This window comes from Rubricella aquisinus (assembly GCF_014199445.1).
Taxonomy (GTDB): domain Bacteria; phylum Pseudomonadota; class Alphaproteobacteria; order Rhodobacterales; family Rhodobacteraceae; genus Rubricella; species Rubricella aquisinus.
Map to the genome: position 1 here is coordinate 158586 of NZ_JACIJS010000001.1, position 21738 is coordinate 180323.

The window sequence follows — 21738 nt, forward strand, 5'->3', positions numbered from 1 at the left end:
AGGAACCAAACGGCGCCCTACCTGTTGATCCACCACGGCAAGAACGGAGGATCATCATGGCCAATATCACGGTTGGCGATACGGTAGAATGGAACTGGGGGAACGGCACCGGCACCGGTCGCGTGACGGAGCGGTTCACCAGCAAGGTCACCCGGACCCTCAGCGGGACAGAAGTGACGCGGGACGCAAGCGAAGACGAACCAGCCTTCCTTATTGAGCAGGAGGATGGCGATCAGGTGCTCAAGTCCATCACGGAGCTTGACCCCGCGTGAGCAGCGCACCGCCCGGCCTGATCTATTACCCCGACACCCGCCCCGGCATCACACGGCGGCGCGCAGGGCGAGGGTGGAGTTATACCGCGCCCGATGGCACGCGAATTGACGCGGAGACGGAGCGGGCGCGGCTCAACGCGCTTGCGGTGCCGCCCGCCTATGAGGACGTGTGGCTCTGCCCCGAACCGCTTGGTCATTTGCAGGCCACGGGGCGGGATGCGCGGGCGCGCAAGCAATACCGTTATCATCCAGACTGGGCGACATATCGCGCGCGGGCCAAATATGACGGGCTCGCCGCGTTTGGCGAGCGGCTGCCCGCCCTGCGCCGCCGGATCGCGGAGGGGCTGCGCGCCGATGCGGGGGAGGAGCGGCTGGCGCTGGCCGCCGTGCTTGCGCTGTTGGATCGGGGGGCGCTGCGGCTCGGGCATCCTGACTACACCGCCGAGAATGGTAGTTATGGGGCGACGACGCTACGCTCCGATCACCTTGATGTCGCTGAGGGGCGCATCGCGCTGCGCTACACCGCGAAGGGTGGGCGGCGGGTGCGCAAATCGCTCACTGGGTCGCGGCTGGCGCGTGCGTTCCAGAAATTCGATGATCTGCCGGGGGCGGAGCTGATCACATGGCTTGACGATGCGGGGCGCGCACGGATGGTCCGCTCCGATCAGGTCAATGCGCTGCTGGCGGAGGTCGCGGGCGACGGCACGACCGCCAAGACGTTTCGCACATGGCATGGCACGCTTGCGGCTTTTATCACCGCGCACCGCGCCGATGGCCCGCTGACGATCAAGGACATGGCGGAGGCCGCTGCCGCGCGGCTCCACAACACGGTCAGCATCGCGCGCGACAGCTACATCCACCCGGACGTGATCGCGCTGACAGACCTGCCCCCGGAGGCGCGGATCGCGCGGCTGGACACCCTACGCCCCACGCCACGAGCCGGATTGCGACAGGGCGAAGCGGCCCTACGGGCGCTGCTGACGCAGTGACGCACCCAAGGAACAATGCCCCGCGGCCAGCGGTTAACCTCGCAACAGACCACAAAACAGGAGCCACGCATGGCCACCCGCTCAGAACTTGTCGAGACCTTCATGACCACCATCCGCGACCGCAATCCGGGGGAGGACGCGTTCCTTCAGGCGGTGGAAGAAGTCGCAGAGGACGTTCTGACGGTGGAGAAAGCCAACAGCGCATTCGCCGCCGCACGTGTCCTCGAACAACTGACGGAGCCAGACCGGATCATCACCTTTCGCGTCGTATGGGAGGACGATACGGGCACGCTCCAGATCAACCGGGGTTGGCGGGTGCAGATGTCGAACGCCATCGGACCCTACAAGGGTGGGCTGCGGTTTCACCCCAGCGTGCAGCCGTCGATCCTGAAATTCCTCGCCTTCGAGCAGGTGTTCAAGAACGCGCTCACGGGCCTGCCCTTGGGCGGCGGAAAAGGCGGCGCGGATTTCGATCCCAAGGGCCGCTCTGAAGGGGAGATCATGCGGTTTTGCCAAGCCTTCATGGCCGAGCTTGCCCATCATATCGGCCCCGATGAGGACGTGCCCGCAGGCGACATCAATGTCGGCCCGCGCGAGATCGGCTACCTTTTCGGGGCGTATAAGAAGCATCACGGCCTGTTTCAGGGCGCATTGACGGGCAAAGGGCAGGCCTTTGGCGGCTCCGCGATGCGGGTGGAGGCGACGGGCTATGGCTTGATCTATTTCGTGGCCGCGATGCTCAGCGAACAAGGGGATTTGCTAGAAGGGCAGCGCATCGCCATCTCCGGCAAGGGGAACGTGGCGACCCATGCGGCGGAGAAAGCGATTGTCGAGGGCGCGCGCGTCGTCACAATGTCTGACACATCCGGCACCGTGCATTGCGCGGACGGCATGGATCAGGACGCGGTCGCGTGGGTGCGCGCGCAGAAAGCCGCCGGGGGCGATCTGTCGAACCCGCCAAAGGCGCTTGGCCTGACATTCCACGAGGGCGCGCTGCCATGGCAGTTCGAGGCCGATATCGCCCTGCCCTGTGCCACCCAGAATGAGATGGACGCAGAGGCCGCAAAATCGGCCATGGCGGGCGGCGTGAAACTGATCGCGGAAGGTGCGAATATGCCGCTCACGGCAGACGCACTTGCCGCGGTCGAGGAGGCAGGCATCCTTTACGCCCCCGGCAAGGCGACAAATGCGGGCGGCGTGGCCATCTCCGGGCTGGAAATGAGCCAAAACGCCCATGGCCAATTCAGCACGGCTGAGGAAGTGGACCGCGCGCTCATGCGGATCATGACCCAGATCCACGACACTGCCCGCGATGAGGGCCGCGCCGGGGGCCGGATCAATTATCGGCGGGGCGCCAATATCGCGGGCTACCGCAAAGTGGCCACCGCAATCGCGGCCTTTGGCGTGATCTGACGGGTTTGAACCCGGCGTGCGTTTGGGTCATCCTGCGCGGGCAATGACGAAAGGCCGGGCATGACCAATCCCCTCTACGACGCCCTGTTCGGGCGGCACCATGGCGCTGAGACGCGGTTTTTGGAAACACCGGATGGCGCGGTGTGGAGCCATGACCGGTTCCTGACCCTCGCGGCGCGCTATGCCAATGCGCTCACCACGCTGGGGCTGAGGGCGGGGGACAGGCTGGTGCTTCAGGCCGCGAAAAGCCCGCAAGCGCTCGCGGTTTATGCGGCCTGCGTCCGGGCTGGGATAGTGTTTTTGCCGCTCAACACGGGCTACACCCCTGATGAGGTTGCGTATTTTCTGGGGGATTCCGGGGCGCGATTGATGCTGTGCGATGATGCGGCCCGTGCGCGGCTTGCGCCCATTGCGGGGGATGCCACCCTGATGGGGATGGACGCATTCGACGCGGCAGCGGCCGGTCAGTCGGCGGCGTTTGAGACCGTGGCGCGCGGGCCGGATGACCTTGCCGCACTCCTCTACACCTCCGGCACGACGGGGCGTTCAAAGGGTGCGATGTTGAGCCAGCATAACCTGTTGTCAAACGCGGAAACGCTGGTCGCGGCGTGGCGGTTCACGGCGGAGGATGTGCTGATCCACGCGCTGCCGATTTTCCACACCCATGGCCTGTTTGTGGCGAGCAATGTGATGCTGCTCTCGGGCGGGGCGATGCTGTTTCATCCGAAATTCGACCGGGACCAGATCATCGCGGACCTGCCGCGTGCGACGAGCCTGATGGGCGTGCCGACCTTCTATACCCGCCTGTTGGACGACCCGCGTTTCACCGCTGATCTGGTGGCAGGGATGCGATTGTTCACCTCCGGCTCCGCCCCTCTTTTGGCGGAGACGCATCGCCAGTTTGAGGCCCGGACCGGGCACCGTATTCTGGAACGCTACGGCATGACGGAGACGAACATGACCACCTCCAACCCCTATGACGGGGAGCGGCGCGCGGGCACTGTCGGCCCGCCCCTGCCGGGTGTGGAAGTGCGGATCATGGCGGACGGGGCCGAGGTCGCAGCGGGGGAGATCGGCGTGATCGAAGTGCGCGGGCCAAACGTGTTTCAGGGTTATTGGCAGATGCCGGAAAAGACGGCGGAGGAATTGCGCCCCGATGGCTGGTTCATCACGGGTGATTTGGCGCTGATGGACCCGGACGGCTATGTGCAGATCGTGGGACGGGGCAAGGATTTGATCATCTCTGGCGGGTTCAACATCTACCCCAAGGAGGTGGAGGACGTGCTGGATGCGCAACCCGGTGTGCTGGAATCGGCCGTAATCGGCGCGCCGCATCCCGATTTCGGCGAAAGCCCGGTGGCGCTGATCGTGCCGGAGCAGGGCGCGGTTGTGGACCTGGACACCCTGCGCGGGGCCTGCCGCGAGAAGCTCGCCGCGTTCAAACAACCCCGCCACATCGCCCTGATCGACGCACTGCCGCGCAACACGATGGGCAAGGTGCAAAAAGCGGCTCTTCGGGCGGAGTATGCGGGTGTGTTCCGCTAGAACGGGCTTTTCTGGTGCTGGTGACGATACGCGCGGGGGGTGATGCCGTAGTGGTTTTTGAACGTGCGGTAGAAATGGCTGAGGTTTTCCATCCCGATAAGCTCCGCCACGCCGGAGACGGTGATATCCTCTGAGCGCAGCATATGGGCCGCGTATTCCATGCGGATCTGGTTGATATAGGCGGATGGGGTGACGCCCAGATGCTCCTTTGTCTTGCGGCAAACATGCTCGTGCCCGCGCCCGGCGGCCATCACGAACCCTGCCGCCCCTTCGCGAAACACCTCCGGCAGGCGGGCCTGTGCGCAGGCCTGGATCAGCCAGCCAGGCAGGGTCGGGTCCGACTGCTCGGACAGGTCCACCACCCCGGTCATGATCGCCAGAAGATACCGCTCAATCCGGGCAAGGCTGCGGCGGGTGGTTTGAAGATCAAGAGACAGGTTCACCCCCCGCTCGAACCGGGGGCCGGACAGGGTATAGGTCGCCGGTTGCGGCTCCGTTGACCAGAAGAAGTGGTTTTCCAGATCGGCACCATAGCGGCGGACCAGATGATCGGCGGTATCGGTGCGAAACATTACGTTGATGATCTGCGCGCCCGTGTCTGCGGCCGCACTCACATGATGCACATCGGCGGGGCGGATACAGGCGATGGTGCCTGCCTCCAACCGCTCGTCCCGGCCATTGGCCCAGTGATTGACCGCGCCCTTCTCCACGATGAACAGCTCATAATAATCGTGGTAATGGGCAAAGCGGGGCGGCTTGGCATCCAAGAGCTTGCGCGCGAAATGAAACGACTCATGCGGTTGCAGATACGAGTCAATCGAGAACATGCGGTTTTTCATGATGCCTATCTATGCAGCGTTTGGCGCACAATGCATAGGCATTAAGTCAAAATACCACACATAAATGTCAAGCCCCGCCCTCTTTCATGACCGTCAATCTGGCTAACGTCATACCAAAGGGGAGGCGCATATGCTGGACATAGAGCGGGACTTATCATTCAAGCCGGTCGTCAATGACGCGCCACGCGTCCTTACGCCTCAAGATATTGAGAAATATAACGAATTGGGGTTCATGCAGCCCTTCGATATCTTTGATCCGCATGAGATTTCAGAGATTCGCAGCTACCTCAACGGGCTTATGGCCGATATGGGGGAGGCGGGCGCTTATGGCGTGAATTGCTATCAGGCGCGGCTCTCTGGCCTATGGGACATCTGCACAAATGCGCGGATTCTTGACCATCTGGAGGATCTGATCGGGCCGAATATCCTGTGCTGGGCCAGTGCCATCCTGTCAAAAGCCCCCGGCGATGCGCGGGCCGTGCCATGGCATCAGGATGCGTCCTTCTGGTCGCTCAGCCCCGCGCGGACGGTCACGGTCTGGCTTGCCATTGATGATGCGGATGAGGCCAATTCCGCGATGCGCTTTATCCCCGGCACCCATGCGCAAGGGGCGCTGAAGGTGCGGGCGGCGCAGGGCGAGAGCGTGTTCCACATTGAGACGGACGGCGCGGAGGCGCTGGGCGCGCCCTTCACCAACGCGCTCAAGGCCGGGCAGATGTCGATGCATGCGGACATGCTGGTGCATGGCTCCCTGCCCAACCATTCGGATCGCCGACGCTGTGGCCTCACCCTGCGCTATTGTAGCCCGGAGGTGCGGATCACGGATGCGGCCTGGGCCAAAGGGGTCGAGGCGATCCTGTGTCGGGGCGAGGACACGTCCGGCCAATGGCGGACCCATCCCCGCCCCGACAACAACGACATCACGAAAACCACCAGCCCGCATGTCGTGGGCAACAACTAAGGCACCTTCATGAAGATCAAATGGTATGGCCACGCATCGTTTCGACTGACGCCCCATGAGGGGCCGATTGTCATTACCGATCCCTATACGCCCGAAGGTGTCGGCTATGCCCCCATTACCGAAAGTGCCGATCTGGTTCTGATTTCGTCCGATGATGATGACGCGCATTGCCGGGCCGATCTGATCCAAGGCGCGCCGGAGGTGCTGAACGCGCTCAAGATCGCGCAAACGGGTGGGCGCGGCCATGCTGCCGGGCTGGAGGTCACCGCGATTGAGGCCGCGGAATGGGACCACCACCCGGAACACGCGGTGCCGGGGCAAAACGGGATGTACCGTTTCACCCTCGACGGGATCAAATTTGCGCATATGGGGGATGTGGGCAATCCGCTCACCGATCAGCAGATCGCGTTTTTCGAGGATGTGGATGTGCTGTTCGCGCTGGCGGGCGGGTATCTGACCATCGAATTGCCCGACCTGATGAAGATGATCCACCGGGTGCAGCCCAAGCTGGTGATCCCGATGCATTTCCGCACGCTCACCTATCGCCCGCGCAACACGATGTGGATCGAAAGTTTCCTGAGCCATTTCAAGGATGAGGCGGTCGATTTCGCCTGCAATCACGAGGTGGAGCTGACCGCAGACGATATTCCCGACAGCACCCGCGTATTGGTCATGGACTACGCGCGCTGACGGGCAAAAGAATACGGGTGCATGAACGCCCGTTGATCACAGGATGCGACTGGCGCATCCAACCATGGGAGGAAAACACATGAGACTGACCAAAATGGTCATGCTGGCATCCGCCGCAGCGCTCGCCCTGACATCGGGTGCGGCCCTTGCGCAGGATGTCGCGCGTGAGGACACGGTGATCTTCGATCTGGATCGCACGATCAAGGATCCGGGCAATTTCAACTGGTTCACATCCGGGACCAAGCGGCAGCACGGCGCACATCAGGCGATGTGGGAGCCGCTCTTTATCCTGAATTATGAGACCGGCAACCTTGACCCGTGGCTGGGCACCGCATTCGAGCCGAACGGTGATTTCACCGAATGGACCCTGTCGATCCGTGAGGGTGTGGAATGGTCCGATGGAGAGGCATTCAACGCCGATGATGTGGTGTTCACCGTGAACATGGCGCTTGGCAATGAGGAGCTGTCCCAGCGGGAGGCCGCGACGATCCGGGGTCAGGTCGCCATGGTCGAAAAGATCGACGATCTGACGGTCAAGTTCACCTTGCAAAACCCCAACCCGCGCTTCCATGTCGAGAATTTCGGCGTGCGGATTTTCGGCTCTTTCCTCATCATGCCGGAGCATATCTGGTCTGAGGTGGAAGATCCCGCGACCTTCGCCTTTGCCGAGCCGATTGGCACCGGGCCCTATACCTTCACCTCTGCCGCGACGAACCGGGCGATTTGGGACCGGAACGACAATTGGTGGGGTGCCAAGACCGGGTTCATGGACCTGCCGGAGCCGCTGCGCCTGATCTGGCTGGAAACGGGTGGCGAGGAAAGCCGCGCGCAGTTGATGGCCTCAAACCAGATCGACGCGGCGCAAAACGTCACCATCGGCACGTTCGAGGCCATTCAGGCCCGCAACCCGAACGTGATCGCATGGCATAACGGCTATCCTTACGCATGGCCCGATCCCTGCGCGCGCCAGTTGGAGATCAACACCACCGTCGCGCCATGGGATGACGCGAATATGCGCAAGGCCGTGGCCCATATCATCGACCGCAACCAGATCGTGAATGTCGCCTATGAGGGCACCACGGTCGCGTCGCAGACGATGTTCGCGCAATACGGCTCCATGGCGCCGTTCATCGACGCGGTTGTCGAGGCCGGGTATGGCCTGCCGGCATCGGCGGATGTCGCGGCAGGCCAGGCGCTGATCGAGGCGGCAGGCTACTCCATGGGATCGGACGGGATCTATGAGAAGGATGGTGAGGATCTGAGCGTGGACATCCACGTCAACTCCGCCTCCACCGAATACACCCGGACCATCGACGTGGTGGTCGAGCAGCTCAATCGGGCAGGCATCGCCGCGCGCTCCGTTCCCGTGGAGAACGGCGTGTTCTGGGGTGAGGTGCTGCCCTTCGGTGCCTATGAGATGAGCTATAGCTGGCTGTCCTGTTCGTCCGTGAACGAGCCATGGGCGTCGATGACCCGCTATACCAACCATTCGGTTGTGCCGGTGGGTGAGCGGTCTCCGGGCTTTAACAACACGGCCCGTTGGAACAGTGACGCGGCGGCGGCCTATACCGCAATCGTGGATGAGATGGGTGGCCTTGGCATGGGCGATCCGGCGATCCCGGCGATGGTGGCCGAAGCCTATCAGTACCTGGATGCGGAAATGCCGTTCATCCCGCTGGTGCAGGCCGCGAAACTGCTGCCCTACAACACCACCTACTGGACGGGCTGGCCGACGGTTGAGAACAACTACAACCATCCAGCATTCTGGTGGAACCACACCCACCAGATCATCCACAATCTGGAAAAGGCTGAGTAACGTCTCAGACCTGAGCGGCGGGCGCGTCGGTGCCCGCCGCATCCCATTCACATCATCTGGGGAGACACGCATATGGGTCGTATTCCGCGATCATACCTGATCAATCGCGTGATCACGCTGTTGCTGACCGTCTGGATCGCGGCGACGCTGATCTGGATCATTCCGCGCCTGTCCCCCGTTGACCCGGCGGAAATCGCGCTCGGACGGATGGCCGCTGGTGCGGGCTCTGTCGCGAATGCCGATGAGATTTTGGCGCAATTGCGCGCCTCCATGGGCATCGACCAGCCATTGCTGATCCAATACCTCAAATATCTGGGCGGGGCGCTGACATTCGATTTCGGCCTCTCGACCGCGAGCTTTCCGACGCCGGTTTCCCAACTGATCGCAAGCGCCCTGCCGTGGACGCTTGGCCTGATGATCCTGTCGCTGGTCATCACCTTTGTCATCGGCAACCTTCTGGGCGCGCTGATGGTGTGGGAACGCTCCCCCAATCTGGTGAAGGTCGCCATTCCGGCGGCGATGGTGTTCACCTCGATCCCACCGATCCTGTCGGGCCTGCTCTTGATGTGGGTCTTTTCGGCGCAATTGCAGTGGTTCCCTCTGACGGGTGCCTATGGCCTGACGGTGGAGCCGGGCTGGACATGGTCGTTCGTGCAAAGCGTGCTGCATCACGGCTTTTTGCCTGCCGTGTCCATCGTGATCGTGACCTTCGGCTTTTGGGCGCTTGGAATGCGCGGGCTGATGATCACCGTGCAGGGGGAGGATTATGTGAAACTCGCGGAGGCAAAGGGCCTGCGCCCGCGCTATATCCTCTACCGCTACATGATCCGCAACGCGATCCTGCCGCAGATCACCGCCTTTGCGCTCAAGATCGGGTTGCTGGTCGCGGGGCAAGTGCTGGTGGAGCGCATCTTTGCTTATAACGGCATGGGCAAACTTTTGTATGACGCGATCCTCGATCAGGATTTCCCGGTCATTCAGGGGATCAGCTATGTCATCATCCTGATGACGGCGGTGTCGGTGTTCCTTGTCGATCTGATCTATCCATTCATTGATCCGCGCATCCGGCATGAGGGGGACACCTGATGACCTCGACCGATCAAAGCCCGCAGACCCGCGCCGACCGCGCCACCGCCAAGCGGATGCGCCGGTTCGACAATCCATGGCTGAACCCCAAGCTGATCTGGGGCGCGAGCCTGCTTCTGTTCATCATCGCCCTCGGCATCCTCGGGCGGTTCGTGTGGAACCTTGATCTGGTGTTCACCGGCTCCACCCCACTGAAACTGCCACCCGTCGGATTTGAGAACCTGCGGCGGCAGGAAGGCGTGTGGGATTATCCCTTGGGCACCGATGGGGGCGGGCGCGATATTCTGGCGCTCATCATCATGGGCGCGCCAAATTCGCTGTTTGTGGGGATGCTCGCCTCCCTTATCGGGATGAGCGTGGGGATCACGCTGGGCTTTACCGCCGGGTTCGTGGGCGGGCGCACGGATGACACGATCCGCATCCTGTCGGACGTGATGATCACGATCCCGCCTCTGCTGATCCTCGTGGTGTTTCAGGCGGCATATGGGGATGTGAGCTTGACGATGATGGCGCTCTTGATCGCGTGTTTCGTGTGGCAATCGCCCACGCGCCTGATCCGCGCGCAAGTGCTGTCGATGCGGACCTCCGGCTATGTGCAGATGGCGCAACTGTCTGGCGCCTCCACCCCGCATATCATGTTTCGCGAAATGCTGCCCAATCTGGTGCCGTACCTGTTTGGCTCCTTCATCGCGAATGTCACCACCTCCATCGTGACAGCCGTGGGGCTGGAGGTGCTGGGCCTTGGCCCGCAGCGCATCCCGACGCTAGGGCGCACGATCTATGAGGCGATCAATGCAGGCGCGCTTATTCAGAACCTGTGGTGGTGGTGGGGTATCCCGACGCTGCTGCTCGCAGTGATGTTCATTGGCCTGTTGCTCATCAACCTTGGGCTTGATGAGATTTCCAACCCCCGTTTGAGGAAGCTGTCATGACATCCCCCGTGCTGACGATGAAAGACGTGTCGATCGACTTCCCCACGCCTGCGGGGATCGTGAATGCCGTGAAATCCCTGTCGCTGACGATCAATCCGGGCGTCAAGGTCGGGTTTATCGGCGAGTCCGGGTCGGGCAAGACGACAACGGCGCTCGCCATCATGCGGATGCTCGCGGCACCAGGGCGGGTATCCTCGGGGGAGATCCTGCTGGGGCAGGACAAGACCAACGTGCTCACCCTGTCGGAGGAGGAAATGCGCCGCGCGCGCCTGCGCCGGGTCAGCTACATCCCCCAAGGTGCGATGAATTCGCTCAATCCGGTGATGCGGGTGGAAAACCAGATGTGGGACGCGATTGTGGCGCATGAGGGTAAGACCGACCTCGCCACGCTCCGCTCCCGCTCGGATGCAGCGCTTGAAAGCGTGGGCCTCCCGGCACGCGTCGGGCGACTGCATCCGCACGAATTGTCGGGCGGGATGAAACAGCGGGTCTGTATCGCGCTGGGTGTGATCCTGACGCCCGAACTGATCATCGCGGATGAGCCGACATCGGCACTGGATGTGGTCACGCAACGGCAGGTGATGGAGACGCTGACAGAGGTGCAAACGCGCATCGGCTGCGGGCTGATCCTGATTGGCCACGATATGGGCCTGATGGCGCAATCGGTAGATGAATTGGCCGTGCTGAAAGATGGCGTGCTCGTCGAGCATGGCACGACCCGCCAGATCATCGAAAACCCCCAGCATCCCTATACCAAAGACCTGATTTCATCGGTGCCTCTGGTGGGCGGGGAGACGTTCCTGTCCCCGGCGGTGGCCGCGCCCGCGTCCCAGAAAACCGGGCCGGAGCCGCTGTTGGAGTTTCGCAATGTGACGAAGCGCTATGGCAATGTCACGGCACTGCAACCGATGAGTTTCACGCTGGAAGGGGACGTGCCGCAGATCATCTCCATCGTTGGGCAATCGGGATCGGGCAAGTCCACGATGGGCAGTCTGATGCTGGGCTTCAACGAGCCAAGCGACGGGCAGGTGCTGTTTGAGGGCAAGGACATTTCGCGGCTATCGACGTCAGAGGCGCTTGGTTTTCGCAAGAACGTGCAGGCGGTGTTTCAGGACCCCTATGCCTGTTTCAATCCGTTCTACCGGGTGGAACATGCGCTGAAATTCCCGTTCAAACGGTTCGGCCTGTCGCAATCGGATGCCCATACCCAAACGGCGATGGAGGAGGCCTGTCAGGCCGTGGGTCTGGACCCCGACCTCATTCTGCGCCGCTATCCGCACCAATTGTCGGGCGGGCAGCGCCAGCGCCTGATCGTGGCGCGCGCGCTGATGCTGTCCCCCAAGCTGCTGATCGCGGATGAGCCGGTGTCGATGGTGGATGCGTCCCTGCGGGCCTCAATCCTCAAGAACATCTATGATCTCAAGGACAAATACGGGATTTCGATCCTTTACATCACGCATGATCTGGCGACCGCCTATCATGTGTCCGATTATGTGATCGTGCTCTATCACGGGCGGGTGGCGGAGGCCGGCCCGCCGAAGGAGGTGATCGGCAATCCGCAGCATCCCTATACGCAGCTCTTGATCGACTCGATCCCATGGCCGGACATGAACCGCGCCTGGGGCACCTCCAACCGGTTCGACGCGGAGGCGCATCTTGCCAAAGCAGAGGTGCAGCCGACGATCTATCGCGGTGATGTCGATGGCTTTAACCTGAGCACGCAATTTGCATGACCCACGACCGGCGGTTCACGACCCAAAAGATCGGCAAGCGGATCAAGCTGGTGGAGCGGATGATCTTCCGCGACCGGCTGCCCTTTGCCCCGTTTCGCATCACCCGGCTCACCAGTGCCGAGGCAGAGCCGCCCCTGGGCGCGGATGCCAGCGGATGGGAGGTGATCCCGTGGGACAGCTATTGGGGTGGGCAGAACCTCAACTACCTCATGGTCAGCGAAATCACGATCCCGCGCGGCTGGACCAGTGGCAAGATCGCGCTGCATCTGCCGATGGGGGAGGCGGGGGATATCTTCACCCATCCCGAGAGCCTGCTTTACATCGACGGGGTGCCCTATGCCTCCGCGGATCGGTATCACCACACGATCTATCTGCCGCAAGACTTGGCGGACGGTCATCCCCACCGGATCGAATTGCATGGCTGGACCGGCCTGTCCGGCTGGCCCCCTGATCCGACGGATCAGTCAAAGCTGTTCATGAAGCCCTGCGCCGTCGTCTCCATCGACCTTGCGACGCGCGATTTCCTGTCCCGCGCGGAGGTGGCGCTGGATGTGGCGCGCAAGCTCAGCGATGATCGGCCGGAAAAGCACCGCATCCTGAACGCGCTTGATGCAGCCTTCCTGCAACTGGATACGCGCGATCCGCTGGGGGACGCGTTCTACCGCTCCATCCCCCGCGCGGCGGAGGCGCTGGAGGTGGGCTTGGCCCGGGCCGGGCAGCCGATGGACGTGACGCTGCACGCGATTGGCCATGCGCATATGGACATCGCCTATCTGTGGCCGATCAGCCAGATCCGGCGCAAGAACGCGCGGACCTATTCCAACGTCCTGCGCCTGATGGAACGGTTCCCGGATTACACGTTCAGCCATTCGCAGCCGCAGCTCTACGACTATACCGCGCAAGACTACCCGGAGATTTTCGACGGCATCCGCGCCCGCGTCGCTGAAGGCCGCTGGGAGGTCATGGGCGGCATGTGGGTCGAGTGTGACACCAACATCCCCGGTGGGGAGGCATTGGTGCGGCAACTCCTGCTCGGGCGCCGCTATTTCCGCGACACGTTCGGGGAGGTGGAAACGCCCGTCTTGTGGCTGCCCGATACATTCGGCCTGTCGTGGTGCCTGCCCCAGCTTATCAAACAGGCTGGGCTGAAATGGATGCTCACCAACAAGGCAAGCTGGAACCAATACAACCAGATCCCTGCCAGCACGACCATGTGGCAGGGCATCGACGGGACGGAGGTGCTGACCCATTCGTTGACCACGCCGCGCAGCGTGCAGCACCTGCCCTTCCCCACCAATTACAAATCCGACCTCAGCGGGGAGGAGGTCATCGGCACATGGCAAAGCTCTACCGTCAAAGAGCGTATCTCCGATCTGCCGATCTGTTACGGCTATGGCGACGGGGGCGGCGGGCCGACCGGGCAACTGATCCGCCGGGCGGAGGCATGGCAGGGCATGCCGGGGGTGCCGAAGCTCGAATTCTCCACCGTGCGCGCGTTTTTCGAGGCGATCGAGGGGGAGGCCCCGCATCTCGCCACATGGGCGGATGAGATGTATCTGGAGGGGCATCGTGGCGTTCTGACGTCGCAAGGCTGGATCAAACGCGCCAACCGCAAGGCGGAAATCGCGGCCCATGACGCGGAGTTTCTGGCCGCGCGCGCAGGTGGGGCGGTGGCGCGCGATGCGCTCACCGAAGCGTGGAAACTGATCTGCCTGAACCAGTTTCACGATATCCTGCCCGGCACGTCGATCACGGAGGTGTTTGACGACGCCCGCAAGGATTACGCGCGGATCGACGCGCTGCTGGCCGAAGTGCACCCGCTGAACGGTGGCACGGCGCTGGCTAATACGATCCCGTTTGCCAAGACACGCACCGTCACCCTGCCGCATGACACGATGGTCGACGGTGTCACGCAAAATGCCGAGGACGGCATCCTCATTCAGCAGACCCTGCCGCCCTATTCCGTGTCCGATCCAGCACCAGAGACCCCACAAGCAGGGCTGTCAATCGCGCAAGACGCGACCGGCACGGTAATGGAGAATGCGCTTATCCGGCTGGAATTCTCCGCCGATGCGGACCTAATCCGCATCTATGACAAAACCGCCCAGCGCGAGGTGCTCAAACCCGGAGAGGCCGGGAACCGTCTGCAAGTGTTCGAGGATCGCCCGATCTCATGGGACGCATGGGATATCGACGCGTTTTTCGAAGATCGGGGGGAGGTCATCACTGGCCTGACACGCTGTGAGATCGTGGAAAGTGGACCATTGCGGGTGGCACTGCGGATTGAGCGCTCCTACCGCAACAGCCGCGTGGCGCAGGTCATCCGCCTGACCCCGCATTCCAAACGGATTGATTTCGTCACGGAAGTCGATTGGCACGAAACCCATCTTTTGCTCAAGGTCGCGTTCCCGGTGCAGGTGTTCAGCCCCAATGCAACCTATGAAATCCAATGGGGCAGTATCGAGCGGCCCACCCATCGCAACACCCTGTGGGACTACGCAAAATTCGAGGTGCCCGCCCATAGATGGGCCGATCTGAGCGAGGAGGGCTACGGCGTGGCCCTGCTCAATGACTGCAAATATGGCTATGATATCCGCGAGGATGTGATGCGCCTGTCGCTGATCAAATCCGCGACCATGCCCGATCCGGTCGCGGATCAGGGGCGGCATGTGTTCACCTATGCGCTGCTGCCGCATGAAGGTTGTTGGCGCGGGGACGTGCTGGCAGAAGCCTATGAGCTGAACATGCCGCCGCGCCTGATCGGCGGGACAGGCGACGGGCGCGCACTGGTCGCGGCGCTTGAGCCCAATGTGGTGGTCGAGACCGTCAAACCGGCGGAGGATGGCGACGGCCTGATCGTGCGCCTGTTTGAGGCGCATAGGCGGCGCGGGCCAGTGACGATCCGCTTTGCCGATGCGCCACGCTCCGTCCAGCCGGTGAACCTGTTGGAGGAGGATGCGGGCGCGCCGCTGCCCTCAGATGGCCCGGATGTGACCCTCCCGCTAACGCCATTCCAGATCGTATCCTTGCGCGTTCGGTTCTGATTTTCATTGCATCGCGGGGCGATGGATCGTACCGATATGTGTATTATGCAGAACAAAATTCTGCATAATGGAATTTCGACTGGGTATCGCATGGATATGACCCCAAAGCCGGATGAAACCGATCGCCGCTTTGCCACCACTTTGGCGCGGGGGATGGCGGTGCTGCGCGCCTTTCGCGCATCAGACGATGGCTTGGGCAATCAGGAGATCGCGGCGCGCACCGGCCTGCCGAAATCGACCGTGTCGCGCCTCACGTTCACGCTGCACAGCCTTGGCTATCTCAGCCATGCGGGATGGGGGGAGAAGTACCGCCCCGGCCCCGCGCTGCTGGCGCTTGGCAATATCGCGGCGGCCTCTGTCGGGTTTGTGGACGTGGCGGACCCGATCATGCAGCCCTTGGCCGATGAGACGGGCACGCTCGTGGTGCTTGCCGTGCGGGACGATGCGAAGATGCTCTTGATGAAGACATGGCGGCCTGCGGGCGTGTCGTCGATTTGGCTGGATGTGGGGCAGCGCATCCCGATTGTCGGTTCTGCCTCCGGCCATGCGGTGCTGGCAGCCCTTCCCGACGGGGATGGCCCGGCGCGGGACGCCTATGGCCAGATGATCCGGGACGGGTTTGTCACCGTGCCCTTGGCGGATCGCTATACGCCCACGATCAACGCGGTCGCTGTGCCCTATCGCAGCCGCGCCTTTGCCGAGCCGGTCGCCTTCACCTGTGGCGCGATGGCCGAAGATTTGAGCGATGCGCGCGCGCAATCGGAGGTCGGCCCGCGCCTGCGCGACGCCGTGCGCCAATTGGAACACGCCACCGGAACACCGCCCGCCCTTGTGCGCCGCGGATAAGGAGCCCCGCATGACCGAGCCAGTCGCCTATTCCGTTACCGACCGCATCGCCGTGCTGCGCGTGCAAAACCCGCCCGTGAATGCGCTGTCGCAGGCCGTGCGTGCGGGGCTGGACGCGGGGCTTGCGCGGGCACTGGCGGATGACGGCGCGGACGCGATCCTGATCCTTGGGGACGGGCGCACATTCATCGCGGGGGCGGATATTTCCGAGTTTGGCAAGCCACTGGCCGCACCGGGCCTGCCGGATGTGGTCAACCGGATCGAGGCGGCGGGAAAGCCGGTGGTCGCAGCACTTCACGGCACGGCACTGGGCGGCGGGCTGGAGGTGGCTTTGGGTGCGCATTACCGCGTCGCCGTGCCGGGGGCGAAGGTCGGCCTGCCGGAGGTGCTGTTGGGCATCCTGCCGGGCGCTGGCGGCACGCAACGCACGCCGCGCCTGACCGGGGCCGAGGCGGCGCTCGACATGATCACAACGGGCAAACATATCAGCGCGACGGAGGCGCTGCGCATCGGTCTCATTGACGCGATAGAGGACGGCAGCCCGGAGGAGGCAGGGCTGCGCTTCACCCGTCGCTTACTCGTTGAGGGCGCCGGGCCGCGCCCGACGCGGGGCATCGCCCCAGCGCCGCATGATCCGGCGTTGTTCGATGCATGGCGCGCCAAAGTCGCCGCAAAAACGCGCGGGCAGATCGCGCCTGTCACATGCGTGGACGCGGTGGAGGCCGCGTTCACCCTGCCCTTTGATGCGGGGCTGAAGCGGGAGCGGGAGTTGTTTTCCGGCCTCATGGCATCGCCCCAGCGGGAGGGGCTGATCCACGCGTTCTTTATCGAGCGCAAGGTCGGAAAGCTGCCGGAGATTGCGGGCGTGACGCCCCGCGATGTGGCCTGGATCGGGGTCATTGGTGGCGGCACGATGGGCGCGGGGATCGCGGCGGCGGCTCTGCTCAATGGCCTTTCCGTGACATTGGTGGAGCAAACGGAGGCGGCCCGGGGGGCCGCCCATGCGCGCATCGCCGGGATCCTTGGCGACAGCGTGGCACGCGGTAAACTGACGGAGCCTGCGCGCGACACGCTGCTCGGCGACCGGCTGACTTGCGTCACCGAATATGCGGCCCTTGCTGACGCCGATCTGGTGATCGAGGCCGCGTTCGAGGATATGGCGGTCAAGAAAACGATCTTCACAGCCCTCGATCAACACTGCAAGCCCGGGGCCATTCTGGCGACGAACACGAGCTATCTCGACATCAACGAGATTGCCGCCGTGACCGCCCGCCCCGGTGATGTGATCGGGCTGCATTTCTTCTCCCCCGCGCATGTGATGCGGCTGTTGGAGGTCGTGGTGGCCGAGCATACCGCGCCGGAGGTGACGGCGACGGGCTTTGCGCTTGCCAAGCGGCTGAAAAAGGTCGCGGTGCGCGCCGGGGTCTGTGACGGGTTCATCGGGAACCGGATTTTGGCGAGCTACCGGATGGCGGCGGATCATATGGTGCTGGAGGGGGCCACGCCTTACGCGATTGACGCCGCGATGGTCGATTTCGGCTTTGCCATGGGACCGTTCGCGGTGAGCGATCTCGCCGGGCTTGATATCGGCTGGGCGACGCGAAAGCGGCTCGCACCCTTGCGGCACCCTAACGACCGGATCGCGAAATTTGCCGATATGATGTGCGAAGAGGGCTGGTTCGGGCGCAAAACCGGGCGGGGGTTTTATGACTATACCGACCCAAAACGCCCCGTCCCGAACCCGCAGGTGGCCGCGATGATCGACGCGGACCGGGCCGCGCGCGGGATCACGCCGCGCGCCTTCACGGCGGAGGACATTCAGCGCCGCTACATGGCCGCGATGATCAATGAGGCGGCGAAGGTGGTGGGGGATGGCATCGCGGCCCGCCCGCTCGATGTGGATGTGACGCTGCTGTATGGCTACGGCTTTCCGCGCTGGCGGGGTGGGCCGATGAAATACGCGGATATGCGCGGCCTGCCGAGCATCCTTGCCGATATCGAGGCGTTCGCCCAAGACGACCCGCATTTCTGGCACCCTGCGCCGCTGCTGACCGATCTGGTCGCGCGCGGCGCCAGTTTCGACAGTTTGAATGGATAGGAGCCGCATCATGCGCGAAGCCGTCATCGTCTCAACCGCCCGCACACCCATCGGAAAGGCGCATCGCGGCACGTTCAACGCGACCCATGGCGCGACACTGGGCGGCGTGCCGACGGAGGCCGCGATTGCCCGCGCGGGGATTGACCCCGCGATGATCGAGGACAGCATCTGGGGCTGCGGCTATCCCGAGGCAGGCACGGGCCGCAACATCGCGCGTCAGATCGCCATGCGCGCGGGGCTGCCCGTCACCGTGTCAGGCATGACCGTCAACCGGTTTTGCGCGTCCGGCCTGCAAGCGATCGCGATGGCCGCGCAATATATCGTGCAGGACGGGGCGGAGTGTGTGCTTGCCGGCGGGATCGAGAGTATCTCCACCACCCAGCCGCCGCCGCGCGACATCCCCGACGACTGGATCATGGCGCATAAGCCAGACCTCTACCTGCCGATGATCGACACCGCCGATATCGTCGCCGCGCGCTATGGCGTGAGCCGGGAGGCGCAGGATGCCTATGCGCTTTCCAGTCAGCAGCGCACTGCAGCAGCGCAGGAGGCCGGGCGGTTTGACGCGGAAATCGTGCCGATGGACACGGTGATGCGGCGCAAGGACAATGAGACGGGGGAAGTGACCGAACACGCGGTGCAGATCACGGCAGACGAATGCAACCGCCCCTCCACCACGCTCGAAGGGTTGCAAAGCCTCAAGCCGGTGAAGGGGGAGGATAAGTTCATCACCGCCGGGAACGCCTCGCAATTGTCGGACGGGGCGGCGGCGCTCATACTGATGGAGCGGAAAGCGGCAGAGGCCGCGGGCCTGACACCGCTTGCCACCTTTCGCGGGTTTGCCGTGGCGGGGTGTGAGCCGGATGAGATGGGCATTGGCCCCGTCTTCGCCGTGCCGCGCCTGTTGGCCCGGCATGGGCTGCGCGTGGAGGATATCGACCTGTGGGAATTGAACGAGGCGTTTGCCAGTCAGGCGCTTTATTGCCGCGACACACTCGGGATTGATCCTGAGATTTATAACGTCAATGGCGGCTCCATCTCTATCGGGCATCCGTTCGGCATGACCGGTGCACGGCTTGCGGGCCATATGGCGCATGAGGGGCGGCGGCGTGGGGCGAAACTCGGCGTCGTGACCATGTGCATCGGCGGCGGCATGGGGGCGGCGGGCCTTCTTGAGATGCATTAGGGGACAGCGATGGACCTGACCTACACGGCGGAGGAGACCGCATTTCGCGAGGAGGTCCGCGCCTTTCTGGCTGAACACCTGCCGCGCGACCTGTCCGAGAAAGTCCGGCTGGGCCGCCCTCTCTCGAAACAGGATCACGAGGCGTGGCATAGCATCCTGAACGGTCGCGGATGGCTCGCCGGGAACTGGCCCAAGGCCTTTGGCGGCGCGGAATGGACAGCGACCGAGCGGCATATCTTTGAGGAGGAAACCACCCGCGCCCATGCCCCGCGCATCGTGCCCTTTGGCCTGACGATGCTGGGGCCGGTGTTGCAGCATTTCGGGACAAAAGCGCAGCAGGAGCATTTCCTGCCGCGTATCCTCAACGGGGAGCATTGGTGGTGTCAGGGCTACTCGGAACCGGGCGCGGGATCGGACCTTGCGTCGCTCAAAACCCGCGCGGTGCGCGATGGCGATGACTACGTCGTCACGGGGCAAAAGACTTGGACGACCCTTGGCCAATACGCGAACTGGATTTTCTGCCTTGTGCGCACGGACCCCACGGCCAAGGCGCAGGAGGGGATTTCGTTCCTGCTGATCGACATGGCCTCTCCCGGTGTGACCGTGCGGCCTATCGTGCTGCTCGACGGCGGGGCGGAGGTGAACGAGGTGTTCTTTCACGATGTGCGTGTGCCCGTGGCCAATCTGGTGGGGGAGGAGAATAAGGGCTGGACCTATGCCAAATTCTTGCTGACCCATGAGCGCACGAATATCGCCGGGATCGGGTTTTCCAATGCGGGGCTTGAGACGCTCAAGCGCATCGCCCATGCCGAACGGGACGGCGCGGGCCGCCTGATCGACAACCCGCTTTTCGCCGCGCGCCTTGCGCGGGTGGAGATTGACCTGATGGCGCTGTCCACGACCAATCTGCGCATCCTGTCAGCCGCGGCACGCGGGCAGGCACCGGGGGCGGACAGCTCCATGCTCAAGGTCAAGGGCACCGTGATCCGGCAGGAGATCAACGACCTGACCCGCCGCGCGCTTGGCCCCATGGCGCTGCCTTTCGTCTCTGAAGGGTTGGAGGGGGCCAATGACGGGATCGCGCCGGACTATGCGCGCCCGGTCACTGCGCAATACTTCAACAATCGCAAACTTTCCATCTTTGGCGGCTCGAACGAGGTGCAACGCAGCATCATCGCCAAACAGGTGCTTGGGCTGTGAGGGGCGCGCCATGAATTTCACGCTCACCGAAGACCGCCAGATGATGCAGGACAGCCTGCGCCGCTTCCTCACGGATCGGTATAGCGCGGAGAGGCGCGGCGCGCTGATCGCCGCAGAGGCCGGGTTCGATCGCGATATCTGGCGCGATCTGGCTGATCTGGGCGCGGTGGCGGCCCTGTTTGGGGAGGATCAGGGCGGCTTTGGCGGCGCGGGGTTTGACATCGCGCTGGTGTTTGAGGAATTGGGCCGCGCGGGCGCGCTTGAGCCAATGATGGAGGCGCTCATCGCCGGGGGGCTGCTGGCGGAGATGGGACATGGTGATCTGGTCGCGCGGATCATCGCGGGGGAACTGATCGTGACCCTTGCCTATCTGGAGCCCGATGGCCGCTATGACCTGTCGCCGCGCACGACCCGCCTGACGGAGGACAGGCTTTCGGGGCATAAATCACTGGTCGGCCACGCGGAGGCGGCGGATCTGTTTCTGGTGACGGCCCTTGGGCCGGAGGGCGTGACGCTGGCGCTGGTTCCGCGCGGGGCTGACGGGTTGAGCCTGACGGCCTATCCCACGGCGGACGGGATGCGCGCGGCGGAGCTTCGGCTGGACGCCACCCCGGCAAACACCCTGCTGACTGGCGCGCTGCCACTGTTGGAGCGGCACATCGCACGCGCCACGCTGGCCTGCATGGCCGACACGCTTGGCGCGATGGAAACGGCGATGGCGCTCACGATCACCCATCTTAAGACCCGCCAGCAATTCGGCCGCCCTTTGGGTAAGTTTCAGGTCCTGCAACACCGCATGGCGGATCTCGCGATTGAACTGGAGCAAGCCCGCTCTGCGGTCATCAACGCGGCTGGCCAGCTTGGCACCAATCAGGAGGCGCGCCACATTTCTGCGGCGAAAAACCTGATGGGCCGCACCGCCCGGCTGATGGCGGAGGAGGCGATCCAGCTTCATGGCGGCATCGGGATGACGGCGGAATACGCGCTTGCCCATTTCGCCAAACGCATGGTGATGGCGGATCACAAATTCGGGGATGAGGACCACCACCTCGCCCGGTTTATCGCCCTCTCCGCGACGTGACCCGCCC

Annotated in this window: 17 protein-coding genes; 16 read left to right on the top strand and 1 reads right to left on the bottom strand. The window is 63.4% G+C overall.

The features are described from left to right. Positions 1–56 precede the first annotated feature (56 nt). From FHS89_RS00750 to FHS89_RS00765, 4 genes are all read left to right on the top strand, one after another. The gene (locus tag FHS89_RS00750) at positions 57–272 is read left to right on the top strand and encodes a hypervirulence associated TUDOR domain-containing protein (RefSeq protein WP_184007473.1); all 216 of its coding nucleotides are present in this window, start codon (positions 57–59) and stop codon (positions 270–272) included. Further along, on the top strand, positions 269–1261 hold the full coding sequence (locus FHS89_RS00755) for a DNA topoisomerase IB (RefSeq protein WP_184007475.1): 993 nt from the start codon (positions 269–271) through the stop codon (positions 1259–1261). The genes FHS89_RS00750 and FHS89_RS00755 overlap by 4 nt, the downstream gene beginning before the upstream one ends. A gap of 69 nt (positions 1262–1330) precedes the next feature. Beyond that, positions 1331–2674, top strand: a complete 1344-nt coding sequence (gene gdhA / locus FHS89_RS00760; protein ID WP_184007477.1) for an NADP-specific glutamate dehydrogenase — start codon at positions 1331–1333, stop codon at positions 2672–2674. Positions 2675–2734: 60 nt separating this feature from the next. Next, positions 2735–4219: a malonate--CoA ligase gene (locus FHS89_RS00765; protein ID WP_184007479.1), complete on the top strand. Its 1485-nt coding sequence runs from the start codon at positions 2735–2737 to the stop codon at positions 4217–4219. On the opposite strand, the gene FHS89_RS00770 is transcribed toward FHS89_RS00765, so the two are convergent. Further along, positions 4216–5046 (bottom strand): AraC family transcriptional regulator, encoded by an 831-nt coding sequence (locus FHS89_RS00770; protein ID WP_184007481.1) that lies wholly within the window; start codon positions 5044–5046, stop codon positions 4216–4218. The genes FHS89_RS00765 and FHS89_RS00770 overlap by 4 nt on opposite strands. A gap of 142 nt (positions 5047–5188) precedes the next feature. Here FHS89_RS00770 and FHS89_RS00775 point away from each other — a divergent pair, with 142 nt between their 5' ends. The 12 genes from FHS89_RS00775 to FHS89_RS00830 all read left to right on the top strand — a co-directional run bounded on the left by FHS89_RS00775 (position 5189) and on the right by FHS89_RS00830 (position 21731). After that, complete coding sequence (locus FHS89_RS00775; protein WP_184007484.1) at positions 5189–6019, top strand: phytanoyl-CoA dioxygenase family protein; 831 nt, start codon at positions 5189–5191, stop codon at positions 6017–6019. Between the two features lie 9 nt (positions 6020–6028). Next, complete coding sequence (locus FHS89_RS00780; RefSeq protein WP_184007486.1) at positions 6029–6709, top strand: MBL fold metallo-hydrolase; 681 nt, start codon at positions 6029–6031, stop codon at positions 6707–6709. A 79-nt stretch (positions 6710–6788) separates the two neighbouring features. Beyond that, the gene (locus FHS89_RS00785) at positions 6789–8525 is read left to right on the top strand and encodes an ABC transporter substrate-binding protein (protein WP_184007488.1); all 1737 of its coding nucleotides are present in this window, start codon (positions 6789–6791) and stop codon (positions 8523–8525) included. A 72-nt stretch (positions 8526–8597) separates the two neighbouring features. After that, the gene (locus FHS89_RS00790) at positions 8598–9611 is read left to right on the top strand and encodes an ABC transporter permease (RefSeq protein ID WP_184007490.1); all 1014 of its coding nucleotides are present in this window, start codon (positions 8598–8600) and stop codon (positions 9609–9611) included. Next, positions 9611–10543 (top strand): ABC transporter permease, encoded by a 933-nt coding sequence (locus FHS89_RS00795; RefSeq protein WP_184007492.1) that lies wholly within the window; start codon positions 9611–9613, stop codon positions 10541–10543. The genes FHS89_RS00790 and FHS89_RS00795 overlap by 1 nt, the downstream gene beginning before the upstream one ends. Continuing rightward, positions 10540–12276, top strand: coding sequence for an ABC transporter ATP-binding protein (locus tag FHS89_RS00800; RefSeq protein WP_184007494.1), 1737 nt, complete (start codon positions 10540–10542; stop codon positions 12274–12276). The genes FHS89_RS00795 and FHS89_RS00800 overlap by 4 nt, the downstream gene beginning before the upstream one ends. After that, positions 12273–15320, top strand: a complete 3048-nt coding sequence (locus tag FHS89_RS00805) for an alpha-mannosidase (RefSeq protein ID WP_184007495.1) — start codon at positions 12273–12275, stop codon at positions 15318–15320. The genes FHS89_RS00800 and FHS89_RS00805 overlap by 4 nt, the downstream gene beginning before the upstream one ends. Positions 15321–15410: 90 nt before the next feature. Then, complete coding sequence (locus FHS89_RS00810; protein WP_246413495.1) at positions 15411–16166, top strand: IclR family transcriptional regulator; 756 nt, start codon at positions 15411–15413, stop codon at positions 16164–16166. 10 nt (positions 16167–16176) lie between these two features. After that, a complete protein-coding gene (locus FHS89_RS00815) occupies positions 16177–18264 on the top strand; it encodes a 3-hydroxyacyl-CoA dehydrogenase NAD-binding domain-containing protein (protein ID WP_184007497.1) in 2088 nt (695 codons plus the stop codon). Positions 18265–18274: 10 nt separating this feature from the next. Beyond that, positions 18275–19450 carry an acetyl-CoA C-acyltransferase gene (locus FHS89_RS00820; RefSeq protein ID WP_184007499.1) on the top strand — a complete coding sequence of 392 codons (1176 nt, stop codon included), beginning with the start codon at positions 18275–18277 and terminating at the stop codon, positions 19448–19450. Positions 19451–19459: 9 nt separating this feature from the next. Then, positions 19460–20650 (top strand): acyl-CoA dehydrogenase family protein, encoded by a 1191-nt coding sequence (locus FHS89_RS00825; RefSeq protein ID WP_184007501.1) that lies wholly within the window; start codon positions 19460–19462, stop codon positions 20648–20650. A gap of 10 nt (positions 20651–20660) precedes the next feature. Further along, entirely contained in the window at positions 20661–21731 is a 1071-nt protein-coding gene (locus tag FHS89_RS00830) for an acyl-CoA dehydrogenase family protein (protein ID WP_184007503.1), read from the top strand. The last annotated feature ends 7 nt before the right edge of the window (positions 21732–21738 follow it).